The organism is Streptomyces sp. NPDC023541, from assembly GCF_055559995.1.
This window is the reverse complement of record NZ_JBVHJO010000006.1, coordinates 509621-523740: the sequence shown is the minus strand read 5'-3', so window position 1 is coordinate 523740 and position 14120 is coordinate 509621. Positions and strand designations below refer to the sequence as shown.

General features: G+C 68.7%; 10 protein-coding genes and 3 pseudogenes. 2 read left to right on the top strand and 11 right to left on the bottom strand.

Going from position 1 to position 14120, the window contains the following annotated elements; translation table 11 throughout:
• Positions 1-91: 91 nt before the first annotated feature.
• Positions 92-1129 (bottom strand): magnesium and cobalt transport protein CorA, encoded by a 1038-nt coding sequence (locus ACZ3X1_RS18585; RefSeq protein WP_467280310.1) that lies wholly within the window; start codon positions 1127-1129, stop codon positions 92-94.
• Between the two features lie 378 nt (positions 1130-1507).
• Here ACZ3X1_RS18585 and ACZ3X1_RS18580 point away from each other — a divergent pair.
• Positions 1508-2640 (top strand): annotated as a pseudogene (locus ACZ3X1_RS18580) (magnesium and cobalt transport protein CorA).
• Between the two features lie 163 nt (positions 2641-2803).
• Here ACZ3X1_RS18580 and ACZ3X1_RS18575 read toward each other — a convergent pair.
• The 3 genes and pseudogenes from ACZ3X1_RS18575 to ACZ3X1_RS18565 form a co-directional block, all read right to left on the bottom strand.
• Complete coding sequence (locus ACZ3X1_RS18575) at positions 2804-2947, bottom strand: hypothetical protein (RefSeq protein WP_467280309.1); 144 nt, start codon at positions 2945-2947, stop codon at positions 2804-2806.
• A 226-nt stretch (positions 2948-3173) separates the two neighbouring features.
• Positions 3174-5147 carry an APC family permease gene (locus tag ACZ3X1_RS18570; protein WP_467280308.1) on the bottom strand — a complete coding sequence of 658 codons (1974 nt, stop codon included), beginning with the start codon at positions 5145-5147 and terminating at the stop codon, positions 3174-3176.
• Between the two features lie 326 nt (positions 5148-5473).
• Positions 5474-5601, bottom strand: a pseudogene (locus ACZ3X1_RS18565) (pyridine nucleotide-disulfide oxidoreductase); the annotation flags it as partial.
• A 340-nt stretch (positions 5602-5941) separates the two neighbouring features.
• Between ACZ3X1_RS18565 and ACZ3X1_RS18560 the strand changes: the two are divergent.
• Positions 5942-6505 (top strand): annotated as a pseudogene (locus tag ACZ3X1_RS18560) (NAD(P)-dependent oxidoreductase); the annotation flags it as partial.
• Between the two features lie 115 nt (positions 6506-6620).
• Here ACZ3X1_RS18560 and ACZ3X1_RS18555 read toward each other — a convergent pair.
• The 7 genes from ACZ3X1_RS18555 to ACZ3X1_RS18525 all read right to left on the bottom strand — a co-directional run bounded on the left by ACZ3X1_RS18555 (position 6621) and on the right by ACZ3X1_RS18525 (position 14081).
• Complete coding sequence (locus tag ACZ3X1_RS18555; protein WP_467280307.1) at positions 6621-7217, bottom strand: dihydrofolate reductase family protein; 597 nt, start codon at positions 7215-7217, stop codon at positions 6621-6623.
• A 245-nt stretch (positions 7218-7462) separates the two neighbouring features.
• Entirely contained in the window at positions 7463-7672 is a 210-nt protein-coding gene (locus ACZ3X1_RS18550; protein ID WP_467280306.1) for a DUF4287 domain-containing protein, read from the bottom strand.
• A 64-nt stretch (positions 7673-7736) separates the two neighbouring features.
• Positions 7737-8408 (bottom strand): DUF998 domain-containing protein, encoded by a 672-nt coding sequence (locus ACZ3X1_RS18545; protein ID WP_467280305.1) that lies wholly within the window; start codon positions 8406-8408, stop codon positions 7737-7739.
• A 159-nt stretch (positions 8409-8567) separates the two neighbouring features.
• Positions 8568-10844: a S9 family peptidase gene (locus ACZ3X1_RS18540; protein WP_467280304.1), complete on the bottom strand. Its 2277-nt coding sequence runs from the start codon at positions 10842-10844 to the stop codon at positions 8568-8570.
• 371 nt (positions 10845-11215) lie between these two features.
• Positions 11216-11887 carry a DUF4097 family beta strand repeat-containing protein gene (locus ACZ3X1_RS18535; RefSeq protein WP_467280303.1) on the bottom strand — a complete coding sequence of 224 codons (672 nt, stop codon included), beginning with the start codon at positions 11885-11887 and terminating at the stop codon, positions 11216-11218.
• Positions 11888-12117: 230 nt separating this feature from the next.
• Positions 12118-13716 (bottom strand): MFS transporter, encoded by a 1599-nt coding sequence (locus ACZ3X1_RS18530; RefSeq protein ID WP_467280302.1) that lies wholly within the window; start codon positions 13714-13716, stop codon positions 12118-12120.
• A complete protein-coding gene (locus tag ACZ3X1_RS18525) occupies positions 13680-14081 on the bottom strand; it encodes a VOC family protein (protein ID WP_467280300.1) in 402 nt (133 codons plus the stop codon). The genes ACZ3X1_RS18530 and ACZ3X1_RS18525 overlap by 37 nt, the downstream gene beginning before the upstream one ends.
• Between the last annotated feature and the right edge of the window lie 39 nt (positions 14082-14120).

Here is a 14120-nt window from a genome sequence, read left to right as displayed (position 1 = left end):
GACAGTTCCAGGCACGTGTCAGCCACTACAAACGACGCGGTCACACACCACCAGAAGCCAACAAACCATCACAGCAAGTACCGTTGCAGTACTAGAGCCACTTGTTGCGGCGCAGCGCGCGGTAGATGACCGTGCATACGATCGCCATCAAGGCCCAGACCGCGGGGTAGCCGTACGGGGACTTGAGCTCGGGCATGTGCTCGAAGTTCATGCCGTAGACGCCGACGATCATGGTGGGGACGGCGATGAGGGCGGCCCAAGCGCTGATGCGGCGCATGTCGGCGTTCTGCTGGACGCCGAGCTGGGCGATGCTCGCGCTGAGCATGCCGGAGACGAGTTCATCGAAGGACAGGATCTGTTCGCTGACCCGCTGGTGGTGGTCGGCCACGTCCCTGAAGTACGTGGCGACCTCCGACGGGATGCCGGGGACCGCACCTTCACTGAGGCGCTGCAGGGCGCCAGCGAGCGGCATCACTGCGCGCTTAAATTCGAGGAGCTCGCGCTTGAGCTGGTAGATCCGCCCCGCGTCCACCGGACGGTCCGGGGAGAAGACCTCGCCTTCCAGGGAGTCGACGTCGCCGGCGAAGGCGTCCGCGACCTCGACGTAGCGGTCGACGACCATGTCCGCCACGGCGTGCAGGACCGCCGCGGGTCCGCAGCCCAGTTGCTGCGGATCGTCCTGGAGCTGTCGGCGCACGTCGTCCAGCGGCGGGGCGCTGCCGTGGCGGACGGTGATCGCGTAGCCCGGGCCGGCGAAGACCATGATCTCGCCGGTGTCGACGATCTCGCTGGTCGCGGTGACTTTCTCGTGGTCGACGTAGACGATCGTCTTCAGCACGAGGAACAGCATGTCGCCGTAGCGTTCAAGCTTGGGCCGCTGGTGGGCGTGGACGGCGTCCTCCACGGCGAGGGGGTGCAGGCCGAAGGCCTCGGCGACCTCCTGGAGCTGCTCCTCGGTGGGCTCGTACAGACCGATCCACGCGAACCGACCCTCCTGCGGGTCCATGCGCTTCATGACCGTGTCCAGGGTCACCTGGCCGGGGATGCGGTGCCCGTCCTCGTAGAGCGCGCAGTCCACTACCGCCGATGGCAGACCCGCACCACCCTTGCCACCCCGCTCCGCCACCATGTGCTGCCTCGTGTCACTCGTCCGATGCGTAGGGATGCAACCTACCCGCGACCAGCAGGTGATCACCCGCGCCCCTGACCGCGACTGGTGCTGGCGGAGTGTCGGCCCCGTCATGTCCCCCTCGGCGAGTGCTGCGAGGAGAGGTCCCGGGCGTTCTCGCGGCGGGTATAGCCTGCTCGATGGCCTAATGTCCCGCGCGTACGAAAGGCAGGTGAGTCCCCCGATGTGTGGTGAACCTCCCAGTCGCGCGCCGCGGGGCGCTGCCGTGCCCGGCTCGTAGCCGGCTCTGCAGGCGGCGTCTGCGGCGTGCCCTCGCGCATCCCTCACGCCTTGCTGCTTCCTGCCTGCGGAAGGACCCCTGCCGTGTCCGAGAGTCGTCTGCGTGCCCTGCGCGCGTTCACCAAGCCCGCCAAGCGCCCCGCCGAGCCCCGCCCCGATGCCGGGCAGCCCGCGCCGGCTGTGTCAGCCGGCCAGCAGCCACCCAACGGAAACAGTGTGGTCACGGCCGCGATCTACCACGACGGTGTCCGCACCAGCACCCATGACTCCCTCGCCGAGACCTTCGGAAAGCTTCGCGAGGCGGAAGGAGGCATGGCGTGGATCGGCCTGCACCGGCCGACCGAGGCAGAGCTGCTGTCCGTCGCCGAGGAGTTCGACCTGCACCCCCTCGCCGTCGAGGACGCCCTGGAAGCCCACCAGCGACCCAAGCTGGAACGCTACGGCGACACCCTCTTCGTCGTGCTCCGTGCCGCCCGCTACCTCGACGCCGCCGAAGAGGTCGACTTCGGCGAGCTCCACGTCTTCGTCGGACCCGACTTCGTCATCACCGTCCGCCACGGCGCCGCCCCCGACCTGGCAGCGGTCCGGCGCCGGATGGAAGGCAGCCCGGATCTCCTCAAGCGCGGACCCGAGGCCGTCCTGTACGCGATCCTCGACGCAGTCGTCGACGGCTACGCCCCCGTCGTGGCCGGCGTGGAGAACGACGTCGACGAGATCGAAACCGAGGTCTTCAGCGGAGACCCGAAGGTCTCCCGCCGCATCTACGAGCTCTCCCGGGAAGTGGTCGAGTTCGCCCGCGCGACCCGACACCCCTGACCCGGATCCTCGAAGGGCTCTCGGCCGGCTTCGAGAAGTACGGCATCGACGAGGAACTCCGCCGCTACCTGCGCGACGTGGCCGACCACGCCACCCACGTGACCGAACGCGTCGACGGCTTCCGCCTCGCGCTCCAGGACATCCTCGCCGTCAACGCAACCCTGGTCAGCCAGCAGCAGAACGAGGAGATGAAACAGCTGGCCCAGGCCGGCCACGCGCAGAACGAGGAGATCAAGAAGATCTCGTCATGGGCCGCCATCCTCTTCGCCCCGACCCTGGTCGGCACCATCTACGGCATGAACTTCGAGACCATGCCCGAACTCGGCTGGGTCCTCGGCTATCCCTTCGCCGTCGCCCTGATGGCCCTCGTGTGTCTCAGCCTGTACGTGATCTTCAAGCGACGCGACTGGCTCTGACACTGCATGGAGCCGTGCAGAGCCCGGATATCGCCCCACCCTGCATCGACCCCTGCGCACTTGACTTCCGGCACCGCGGAACGGGCCTCCACCACCGGCTCCACCACCGGCACGTCGGCCTCGGTCCTACGCCGCTGCCGGACAAGGCAGCTGGCGCCGGAGTTCAAGGCCGGTAGATCATTTCGAGGAGGAAGGCGGCGATGAGCATCCATACGCCGATGCCGATCAGCCACCACCACTCAGCGAGGGCACCTGCCGTCACGAGGACAGCGGCCCCGATCGTCAGGCTGATGATCCTGGGCCGCATTCCCCATTCCCGAAGGGCTTTCATTCTCTGCAGTCCCGTCAGTGGTCAGGGTGTCCTCGTGCGGAGGGCGTGAGGTGCCCTCTCGGGGAGAGGCTCACGCACGGCAGTCTAGGTGCGAGGCCGGTCGATGCCGGGTAGCGCGACGACCGAAATCCGGCTCTGCGGACGGCGTGCCTGGCGCGTTGCCGGTGGTCTGCCCGGCTGGAGCGTCGGGTGGCTGTGGTGGTCAGCCGCCGACGTGGATGCCGGGGCGGCGGTCGGGGTCGGGTTCGTGTTTGCGGATGATCTCGCGGGTGACCGGGGCGGTGTCGCCGCGGCCGAGCAGGAAGTAGCGGACCATGTGGACCAGCGGGCTTCCTTCGGCCCAGGCGAAGTAGCAGTGCGGCTGGACGCCGGTGGCGTCACGCAAAGCCAGCAGGATGGCGGCGATGGCGTTGGGAGCGGCCGGTGCAGCTGCGCGCAAGATGCGGTAGCCGTCCACGTCGATGCCATGGACGGTGAGGGTGTCGCTGAAGTCGGACGGGTCGACGACGTCGATCTCCAGGAACAGCACGTCCGCCTGGCCGGGCACCGGGTTGACGCCGCGCTGCTCGCGTTCCTTGTCGCTGTATTCGGCGACGTCGCCGGCCTGGCGGCGGTTGGCGATGATGTTGATGGCACCGTCGTGGGCGAGGGTGTCGTCGATGAACCGGCGGGCGGCCTCGTCGAAGACGATGCGGTCGGCGCGCAGCTCGGTGGTGCGTGAGACACGCGAGATCAGCGACACGATGATGATGCCGGCGATGAAGAAGCCGGAGATGACGATGCCGTCGGGCTTGTCGATGATGTTCGCGACCAGGGCGTAGAGCAGGACGGCTGTGAGCAGGGCGAAGCCGACAGTGGTGGCGCGGTGGCGGCGGCGTGCGGTGGAGACGGTGACGGCGAAGGCGCCGGAGACCATCATGGCCAGGATGCCGGTGGCGTAGGCGCCGGCCTGGTCGTCGACGTCGGCGTCGAAGGCGATCGTGATGGCGATGCACAGGGCGGTGTAGACGATCACGACGGGGCGCACAGCGCGTCCCCATTCGGGGGCCATGCCGTAGTCGGGCAGGTAGCGGGGGACGATGTTGACCAGTCCCGCCATGGCCGAGGCGCCTGCGAACCACAGGATCAGGATGGTGCTGATGTCGTAGACCGTGCCGAACGCCTCCCCGACATGCTCGTGGGCCAGCCACGCCAGCGCGCGGCCGTTGGCGGCGCCCCCCGGCTCGAACAGCTCGTGCGGGATCAGGAGGGTGGTGACGAAACTCGCGGACAGCAGGTAGACGCTCATGATGAGCGCGGCGACGGTCAGCAGCTTGCGGGTGTTGCGGATCCGCGAGCGCAGCCGCTGCTCCTCATCCGCCCCGTCGGCGGCGACGAGCGGCATCATGCTCACGCCGGTCTCGAAGCCCGACAGGCCCAGCACCAGCAGGGGGAAGGCCAGCAGCGCCGGGCCCATCAGGTCGCCGAAGCCACCTCCGCCCGCTGCGAGTGCGTCGGTCCACGCCGACCAGGCCCCCGGGGTGGTGAACACATGCACCAGGCCGATACCGATGACGACCGCGTTCAGCACAAGGAACACCGCGACCAGGGGGATGGCCACGCTGACCGCTTCGCTGAACCCGAGCAGGAACACCCCACCGAGTACCAGCAGCAGCGCCACCGTGAGGGCGACCTCGTGGCCGTGCAGCACCGCGGGGAAGAAGGGGTTCTCCACCACGTGTACAGAGGCGTCCGCTGTGGAGAGCGTGATCGTGATGATCCACGAGGTGGCCACGAAGCCGAGCAGGATGAGCACGAATAGCTTGCCCCACCAGAACGGCAGCAGGTCCTCCAACATCGCCACCGACCCGGCGCCGTGCGGGCTCTCCTTCGCCACGCGCCGGTACATCGGAAGCATGCCCAGCAGCGTCAGCGCCACGATCAGTAGCGTCGCCAGCGGCGAGACCGCGCCGGCGGCCAGGGCGGCGATCGCAGGGACGTAGGCGAGGCTGGAGAAGTAGTCGACGCCGGTCAGGCACATCACCTTCCACCACGCGTGCGGGACGGCATGCCCTTCACCGGCCGCCGGGCCCACCGGCTGCACCCGATGACGCAGCAACCATCCCGCCAGGCCCCCGGTGGGCTGAGCCCGCAGAGACGGACTTTCCACCACTTCCGGCACAACCGGACCTTCCATGTCCTTCATATCCCCCATCGCTTTCTCTCACGGTCTCAAGACACCCGTTGACAGCAGCGCACCAGCGCCACGGCACGATCATCGAGTATCCGACCGGCAGAAGCCGCCACCCACCCCGCGCCTGGCCGACGCGACATACCGTCCCGCCACCCGCAGCCATCTGCGCTCTTCCGCATCGCGGGTCAGAACGTCGGCCGGTGATCGAGCAGCGCCTGATCTATTGCTGGGCTGGTCAAGACGTTCGTTGCGATGCAGGGCACGGTAGATGACGGTGCAGAAGGCGACGTTGGCGGCCAGGACGGCGTGGCAGCCTTGATCCGGGACATCTGCGCTGGCTGGAGCGGCACGAGCCGATCGGGCAGGGAAGAGTACGAAGCTGGGGAGAACAGCGCAGTGACTCCCAGGCGTGCTGCCAGGCCCCGCCCCGCGTCGCCCGGGCGTCGAGGCTGACGAACTGCCGGAACGCGCCCGGCCCCACCACGGAGGTGGCAACCGCTCAGCTGACCTTCGTCACGATAGGCCCCTCGGCAAGCCCCCATCAGGCCTGCCGGGCATGATGGGCCCGACTGATGAACCGCGGCTGCTACGACACCGCGCATTGTTTACTGTCCACAACGTCGTACGGCGACCTCCCGGACAGGACGACAGCAGACCACAGCTCGGGAGGAGAGCTCCCCTGGAGCTGCCCACGGCCCTCCAGGCTGCCCGCGCCACACCCGTTCGGCGTGACGTTCCACTGCTCTGCCCTGACTTTCCCTCCCAGTATCTAACTACTCGTCAGTAGAGTCAGGCTTCGGGCGCGGCGCGTCCTCGACGCCGACGGCATCGCCGCCGCCATACCCGGCCTCGACGTACTGATCAGCGGATTCCAGCCCGGAAACGCCGCCAGGGACATCGCCGACACCGTGGCCCGCTCGATCGCCGACCCCACGGTGTACGCCACGGCCGCGCGAGCACTCCTTAAGACGCTGGAGAGTCATCCGCGGATCCGGCTCATCGTCATCGGCGGCGCCGGCAGCCTGGAGATCGCGCCCGGAGTCGTACGGGCCGACTCCGACGCACTCCTACACGAGACCCTCGACGCGATCGGCCTGCCCAGGGAATACTCCGCCGCGGTGCGCGGCCACCGCGATGCCCTGAACGTCCTGCGCACCTCCAACCGGCTGTGGACCTACTTCAACCCTGCCGAGGACATCGCGCCCGGCGAACGTACGGGCCGGTTCCGGATCGGCGGCGACCAGCCGGTCCGCAACGCGGACGGGCGCAGCCGCATCTCCATGGAGGACGCCGCCGTCGCCCTCGTCGACGAGGCGGAGCTACCGCGCTTCGTCCAACGCCGCTTCACCATCGGCTACTGACCCAACTGCCGGACGGCCCTGACAGTGCGCCACCGCGCCGACAGGACCGGATGCCCACGGAGGCGAAGACCCGAACATCTCCCGCCTGGTCGGCATTGGCCCGTACGCCTGCCGACTACGCCCCGGCCTTCGGCCGGTAGGTGCACACGTGCACTCCGGTGCAGCTGACGACCGTGGAGACCAGTTCGAACGCGCGGAGCCGGCCGTCCGTCGGGTAGATCGTCTTACCGCCGCCGACGAGCACCGGCAGGATCATCAGCCGGAGCTCGTCGACCAGTCCCTCGGCCAGCAGGGTTCGGGTGAGGGACGCGCTACCCATGACCACCAGGTCACGGCCTTCGGCTTCGCGCAGCTTCTTGATCTGGTCCAGTGCTTGGTCGCCGGGGATGCGTGTGGTGTTGTTCCACGTCAGCTCGTCTTCGCCGAGGGTGCTGGACACGACGTACTTGGTGACGCTGTTCATGTGGTCGGCGAACGGGTCGCCGGCCCGGTCCGGCCACGCCGCCGCCATGGTCTGCCAGGTGCGGCGTCCGAACAGCAGGGCCTCGGTGCTGGTCTGCCACTCGGCCAGAGCGCCACCCATCACCTCCGGGTCGAAGAACGGGTGGCTCCAGCCACCGTGGGCGAAACCGCCGTCGGTGTCCTCGTCCGGGTGCCCCGGGGCCTGAACGACGCCGTCCAAGCTGATGAATTCACCAATCGCAATGCGCATGGGGGTGTCTCGCTTCCTGATCCGTTGGGTTCAGATGGGATGGACCGCGGCGGTACCGACGGCCTGGAGGCGCATGTCGGGCTCCATACCGCTGGAATCCCTGTCGTTCGCGACAGAACAGAAGTTGCGTTGCGTTCAGAGATTCAGCAACAGGTGGAACCATCAACCCCCGCTTAGATGAAGGTCACTTGACCAATATCATTGCAATGGCATGAGCGTGAACACTCAGTGGCGGCCTGTGTGGACTACTTCGCCTTGTCCTCCGCGAGGGTGTGGGCGACCAGGGCGTTGGCGTGGCCGTGACCCAGGCCGTGCTCGGACTTGAGCCACGAGACGAGTTCCATGTGCTTCGTCAGGGGGGAGGTCCGGATCAGGTCCTTCCATTCCGCGATCGGACGGCCGTACTTCTTCTCGATCGAGGGGAAGTACGCGGCACCCTGCAGTGAGTCCGGCATGTCGTCCGTGCCTTTCGTTCGTTCCGGTGTGCGTGAGTGTTCGAGTGCGTGAGTGCCGGTACCGCTAGAGGCGCGCCAGCCGGGCTGTCACCGCGGCGAGTCCGGCCAGGCCGAGTGCCGCCCCCGCCGTGAAGGACAGTACGGAGGCACCGGATCCGACGAACCCGGCGAGGACGCCCACCGGGAGCAGGCGGTAGGCGAACGCCCAGCCCGGCTGCCCCTCGGCGGCGAGGCGGCGGGACAGGACCAGGAAGGCGGCGCACAGCGCGAGGTAGCCGACCATGCCGCCAGCCATGTGGACCGCGCCGTGCACGCTCAGCGCGGCGGTCGCGGAGTCCGGCGTACCGGCCGGGAAACCGGCCCCGGGGTCGGCCGAGAACACGCCGCTGACCAGGAAGGATGCCCCGAACACCCCGACCAGCCACGGCGCCGCGCGGTGGCCGGGCCCCTCGGACACCGATCGCCGCATCCCGACCGCACCGGCGATCAGCAGGGCGCCGGCGACGAAGAAGTTGATAATCTGGATCCAGCCCAGGTCTCCGAGGCTCAGCTGGCTGATGGCGTTGCGCGTGAAGTCGAAGCCCTCACGCGTCAGGCCCTGGGCGATCCCCGCGCCCAGGAACAGCGGCCCCGCCACCGCTGCGCCCTTCAGCAGCACCCGCGCCGAGGAGTCGGACCCCGCAGTGGTGGAAGCAGAGGCGGAAGCGGTGGCGGAGGCGCTGATCGTGTCGGTCATGGCATGCCTTCCTCATGTGCCGCACCCACCCGGGGGCCGGGCCTGCGGCGTTGGAATCTCGTTGCATGTAAGACCGTGACGGAAACCCGAACTCATCGGCCCCGATCGTGTGACCCGCGCCACACAAGCAGGGCCGATGTCGCCGACGCAGGCTCAGGCTCAGGCGAACAGCTCGGCGAGCAGCTCGGGGCCGATGGCGATGGGAGCGGGGCGGTAGGCAGGAGGCTGGGTGCCCAGCAGCTCGCGGACCAGGAAGTCCCAGCAGCGTGTACGGACATAGGCCAAGTGGTCGATGAACGTGTGCTCGGCGCCGGGCACGATGAGCAGCTCGAAGTCCTTGCCAGCGGCGATGAGCCGGTCGGCCAGGCGGAGGGTCTGGTCCGGGTGGACCTGGTCGTCCATGTCGCCGTGGATCAGGAGCAGCTTGCCCGCCAGGCGGTCGGCGAGGTCGATGTTGGAAGTGCGGCCCCAGGCCTCGGGGTTGTCCGCGCCGTCGTAGGTCTCCACGAAGCCGGCGTTGAAGTGGCGGGCGTCGTGCGAGCCGGAGAGTGCGGCTCCCACCTTGTATGTCTCGGGGAAGTCCAGCATCGCGCGGGCCGCGGCGAATCCGCCTCCGGAGTGGCCGAACACGCCCACCCGGTCCAGGTCCATCCACGGCCGGGTCTCGGCCAGTTGACGCAGCGCCGCGACGTGGTCGGCCAGGTTGCCCGCGTCGGCCAGGTGGCCGTACGAGGCGTCGTGGAAGGCCTTGTCCCGGCCCGGGGTGCCGCGTCCGTCCAGTGCTACCACTACGAAGCCCAGTGCCGCGAGGGGTTCCGCGTCGAGGCCCAGCCCGCCGGGGTCGAAGGACGGGGAGACCCGGTTGAGCTGCGGGCCGGGGTAGACGTTGTCGACCACCGGGTAGGAGCGGGCGGGGTCGAACTCCCGCGGCCGGTACAGCACTCCGTAGATGTCCGTCACCCCGTCGGCCGCCTTGACGCAGAAGCGTTCCGGCAGAGTCCAGCCGGTGGCGGTGAGCTTGCCGATGTCCGCGCGCTCCAGCTCGACCAGCACGCGGCCAGTCCAGTCGCGGACCGTCGTCACCGGCGGGGTGTCGACCGTGGACGCGGAGTCGACGAAGTAGTCCTGGTGGTCGGGGAGGGCGGCGATGTGGTCCTGGTCGTCGTGGGTGACCTTGGCGAAGCCGGAGCCGTCCAGGCCGGCCCGGCAGACCGTGCGCCGGTACGGGTCCTCGTCGACCAGCCCGGAGGCGGTGAAGTACACCACCCGCTCAGCCTCGTCGACGCGCAGGATCTGCCGCACCGCCCACGGCCCGGAGGTGACCTGCCCGAGCAGCGCGCCGGTGCGCAGGTCGTACCGGTACAGGTGGCCCCAGCCGTCCCGCTGCGAGTACCACAGCACCTCGTCGGCCAGCACCCGCACGATCGGCGGCTCGTACGCCCACTGGTTGGGCTCCACACGGGTGGCCCCAGTCTCGCTGAGCACCGTGGTGACCTCGCCGGTGGCCGCGTCCAGCCGGTACAGGGTGAGCGTGCGCAGGTCGCGCGGCCGGCCGAGGTAGTACACCGCCGAGCTGTCTGGGACCCACCAGGCCCACTTGATCGTGATCGGCGACAGTGTCGGCATGAGCAGCGGCTCGGCCTGGGCGCGGACCACCGTGCCCGCGGCGACGTCCAGTACGACCAGCTCGGCCAGCGGTACGTGCTCGTCCCCGGGGTAGGCGAACCGCTGGGTGTGCAGCACCGGGGCGCCACCGTCGACGGGCCTGGCCTCCAGCAGGTGGGTCTCCCGGACCTCGCGCTCGTCGGTCCGGTGCGCCAGCACCTTCGTCGAGTCCGGCGACCAGGCCACCGCGGGCGGCAGGTACGGCAGGCCGATCTTGCGCAGCAGGGTGCTGTTCGCCGTGCACTCCGGGACGGTGCCGTACTGGTGGCCGGGCGCGCCATCGGCGGTCAGTGCCCACTCGCGGCCGTCGGACAGCGAGCGCGCCCACAGGTCGTGGCCCCGCCGGGACACCGCGAACTTCCCGTCGGGTGACGGTACGTCGAGGGGGCTGCCCGGCGGCGTGAACTCGGCCCGCTCGCACACGTAGTCGTCCAGCCGGCACCGCCAGTACTCGCCGAACGCATCGAACTCGACGGTGTTCCCGCCCAGTTCTATCGACGAGGCCGGCAGGAACTCGGGGTCGACCTGCTGCCCGGAGGCGGTGGCCAGCGCGGCGGCGAGCCGGGAGTGGTCGAAGGCCGGCTCACGGGTTCCGGCCGCAGGGTCGACCAGCACGAACCGCTTACCGACATCGTTGCTCACGGCGTACCAGAAGCGGGCCCCTCCGTCGATCCACTGCGGCCGGACCTTGTCGCCGACGACGAGCTCGCCGGAGCGGGCGGGCCGGCGCAGAAGCTGTTCCGCAGCCTGGTAGTCCTGAATGGTGCTCATTCTTCTTATCCTTCTTCGGTGTCGGTTTGGGCATGGTGATGCCACGGCGGCGCCATCACGGCAGAGGTGATGCGGCCGAGGAGGGCTGAAGCGAGGGCGTCGGCCGTCTCGCGAGCCAGGCTGAGGTGAGGTGGGCTCAGTGAGCGCCGTGTCGGCGTCTGGAATCGCTTCCCGAGCGCGTCCTGCGAGGGGGCGCGACGGATTCATCCTGCAGCTACGAGCCTCTGCGTCGCTCTCTAGAAGCACCTCGGCCAGGGATATTGCTGCATCGTCCAGGTAGTTCCGTGCGGTGGCCGGAGGCGGCGTCGCGAGCTTCGCTGAGCTTGCTCGTCATGTTCACCCAAGGGGGTGCCCGTTCGGAGCTACGGGGGTCAGAGGCTGCGGGCGGTGATGTCGCCGTAGGAGGTGGTCGCGTGGATGTTCAGGCCGGAGGCGGCACCGTCGGCGTTGTTGAGCGAGTTGTGGATCCGGCCGTAGCTGGTGCCGGCGTCCAGAGAGGCGGAGACCCCGCGGGCGGCGCCGACCGAGATCTCGCCGTGCTCGGTGCTCAGGGTGACCGTGCCGGTCATGGCCTCCGCGATGTGGATGGCGCCCTTCTGGGTGCTGATCTGGGCCGGACCACCCAGGCGGCCGACCGAGACGTCGCCGGCCTGGAGGGTGAGGCGGGCGCTCGCGGTCTCGTCGAGCTTGACCGTGCCCTGCGCGCCCTCGAAGGCGACATCGCCAAGCCGTCCGACGCCCTGAAACTCGGCGCTGGCCGTCTTCGCCTCAATGCGGGAGTCGGCGGGCAGGTGGACGGTCACCTCGACGGATCCGGAGTTGCCGAGGATCTGGTTCTTCGCCTCCGGGGCCGCGATCCGCAGGACGCCGTCGCCGTACTCGACCGTGGTCTCCTTCGCCGCCTGCGCGTCGCGGCCCTTCGAGGCGTCCGCGGGCAGGATCTCGACGGTGGTGTCGGCGCGGTCGGCGGCGATGAACCGAATGCGTCCCGCGGGGATGTCGAGGACGGCGGCGATCGGAGCAGGGGTGTCGAACTTCTGCATTGTTCTGTCCTTCGAGTCGTTGTTTCCTGTGAGGGAAAAGCTACGTTGCGTTCAGAGATTCCTCAACGTATCTACTGCGAGAAATCACCATCACTGCAAGTGAAAGGCGGAAAATCGTTGCAACGATCTTCAAAGTAAACGCAACGGCGGACGCCTGATCGTTGCAATGAATTGAACGTGAACGCTCATGGCCTCAGCCAGTGGTGGCCGGGACACGCGGCGGCCGTACGTCAGGGTCCGGCGACCGTGGCGAACTGGTCCTGGGTCCGGGCGGCCTCCTTCGCGGCCGCTTCGGTCGCGCGGTTCTGCATGAGGAAGAGCGCCAGCACCGCGGCACCCAGTACCCCGCAGACACCGACCAGGAAGGTGGCGGACATCGCGGCGGTGAAGGCCTCCCGGGCGGTGGCTGCCAGCCCCTCGTCCCCGGTACGTGCGGCCAGGACGTGCGCCTCGGAAACGGCGTGACGGGCGGACTCGGGCGCACCGACAGGCATCTCGGAGGTGTACGTGCTCGACAGGACTGCGCCCAGCACGGCCACACCGAGGGCGGCGCCGGCCTGCTGGATGGTGTCGTTGAGCGCGGACCCGACACCGGCACTCTCGGCCGGGACCGCCCCCATCAGGGCGCTGGTGGCCGCGGGCATCACCAGTCCGGCACCCGCTCCGATCAGGATCATCGCGGTGGTCAGCGGTCCCCAACCGTCACCCGAGGAGAGGCCGGTGAGGACACCGGACCCGGCCGCGATCAGCAGCAGGCCGAGGACCACCATGATCCGGGTGCCGGTCTTCGCCAGCAGCGCGGCGCCGATGCCGTTGAAGGCGAGCGCGGCGACAGCGAGCGGGGTGAAGGCCAGGCCGGTCTCGGTGGGCGTGTAGCCGAGGACGAACTGCAGGTACTGGGTCAGCACGAGCAGAAGGCCGCCGTTGGCGAAGGTCAGCAGCACCAGCGACAGGCTGGAGCCGGTGAAGACCCGGTTGCGGAACAGCGACACCGGGACCATCGGGTGTGCCGTACGGGTCTCCCAGACAGCGAATCCTGCCAGGCTCAGCACCGCCACGGCGAGCGTGACCTGGGTACTCGTACGCTCCAGGCCCTCCTTGGGCAGCTCGGTGATCGTCCACACCAACGCGGTCATCCCGGCCACGGACAGCACCATGCCCAGCGGATCGGCCTTGCGCCAGGGCCCCTTCGACTCCGGCATCAGGACCAGCGCCGCGAGGATGGCCAGCGCCGCGATCGGGACGTTGATCAGGAAGACCGCACCCCACCAGTACACGGCGATCAGCCAGCCACCGAGCAGCGGGCCGCCCACCACGCCGAGCATGGACACCGAACCCCAGGCGGCGATCGCCTTGGGACGCTCCTTCTCGTCGAAGACGGTGATCAGGATGGACAGCGTGCTCGGCATGATCAGCGCGCCGCCGACGCCCATCAGTACGCGAGCCAGGATCAGCTGAGCGGGACTGTCGGCGATGGTCCCGAGGACCGAGGCCGCGCCGAACAGCGCGAGCCCGATGACCATCACACGGCGTCGGCCGAACCGGTCGGACAGGCTGCCCGAGGTGAGGAGCAGTCCGGCGAAGACCAGGATGTAGGAGTCGATGATCCACTGAATGTCCTGCGCGCTCGCCCCCAGGTCCTCGGCGAGCGGCGGGATGGCCACCGTGAGCACCATGTTGTCGATGACCAGGACCAGCGTGCTCAGGCACAGCACGACCAGGATAAGCCAGCGGCGCGGATCGGGCCGGTGCGACTCTCGTACTTCGTCCACGAAAAACTGAAACCCTTCGACTAATTGCGTTCGGAGGCGCCAGCCGGCGGCACCCATTCGGTGAGCCGGACCACAACGCCATTGGGATCGGTGAGCTGGAACAGCCGCTCACCCCACGGCTCTTGGCGGATCGGGCCGGTGACGGGGGCGTCTTCCCGGCGCAGCCGTTCGTACTCGGCCGCGACATCCGTGACGGTCAAGGTCACGGCCAGATCTGCCAGCCCCTGGCCCCGCCAAGCCTGCGGCGGCAGCTCGGGGTCACGCTCGGACAGGGCGATCTCGGCAGAGCTGTCGTCCCGGCGGAGACAGACGTAACCCTCCGCCGACTCGACCTCACGAAAGCCCAGATGGGTGGTGAAGAACCGGCTGGAAGCGCCTACGTCCTCCACGGTCAACGACACCTTCGTAGTGACGACGTTCATGCACTGAGCATCCGGTGTGGACAAGTTGATCATCAACGG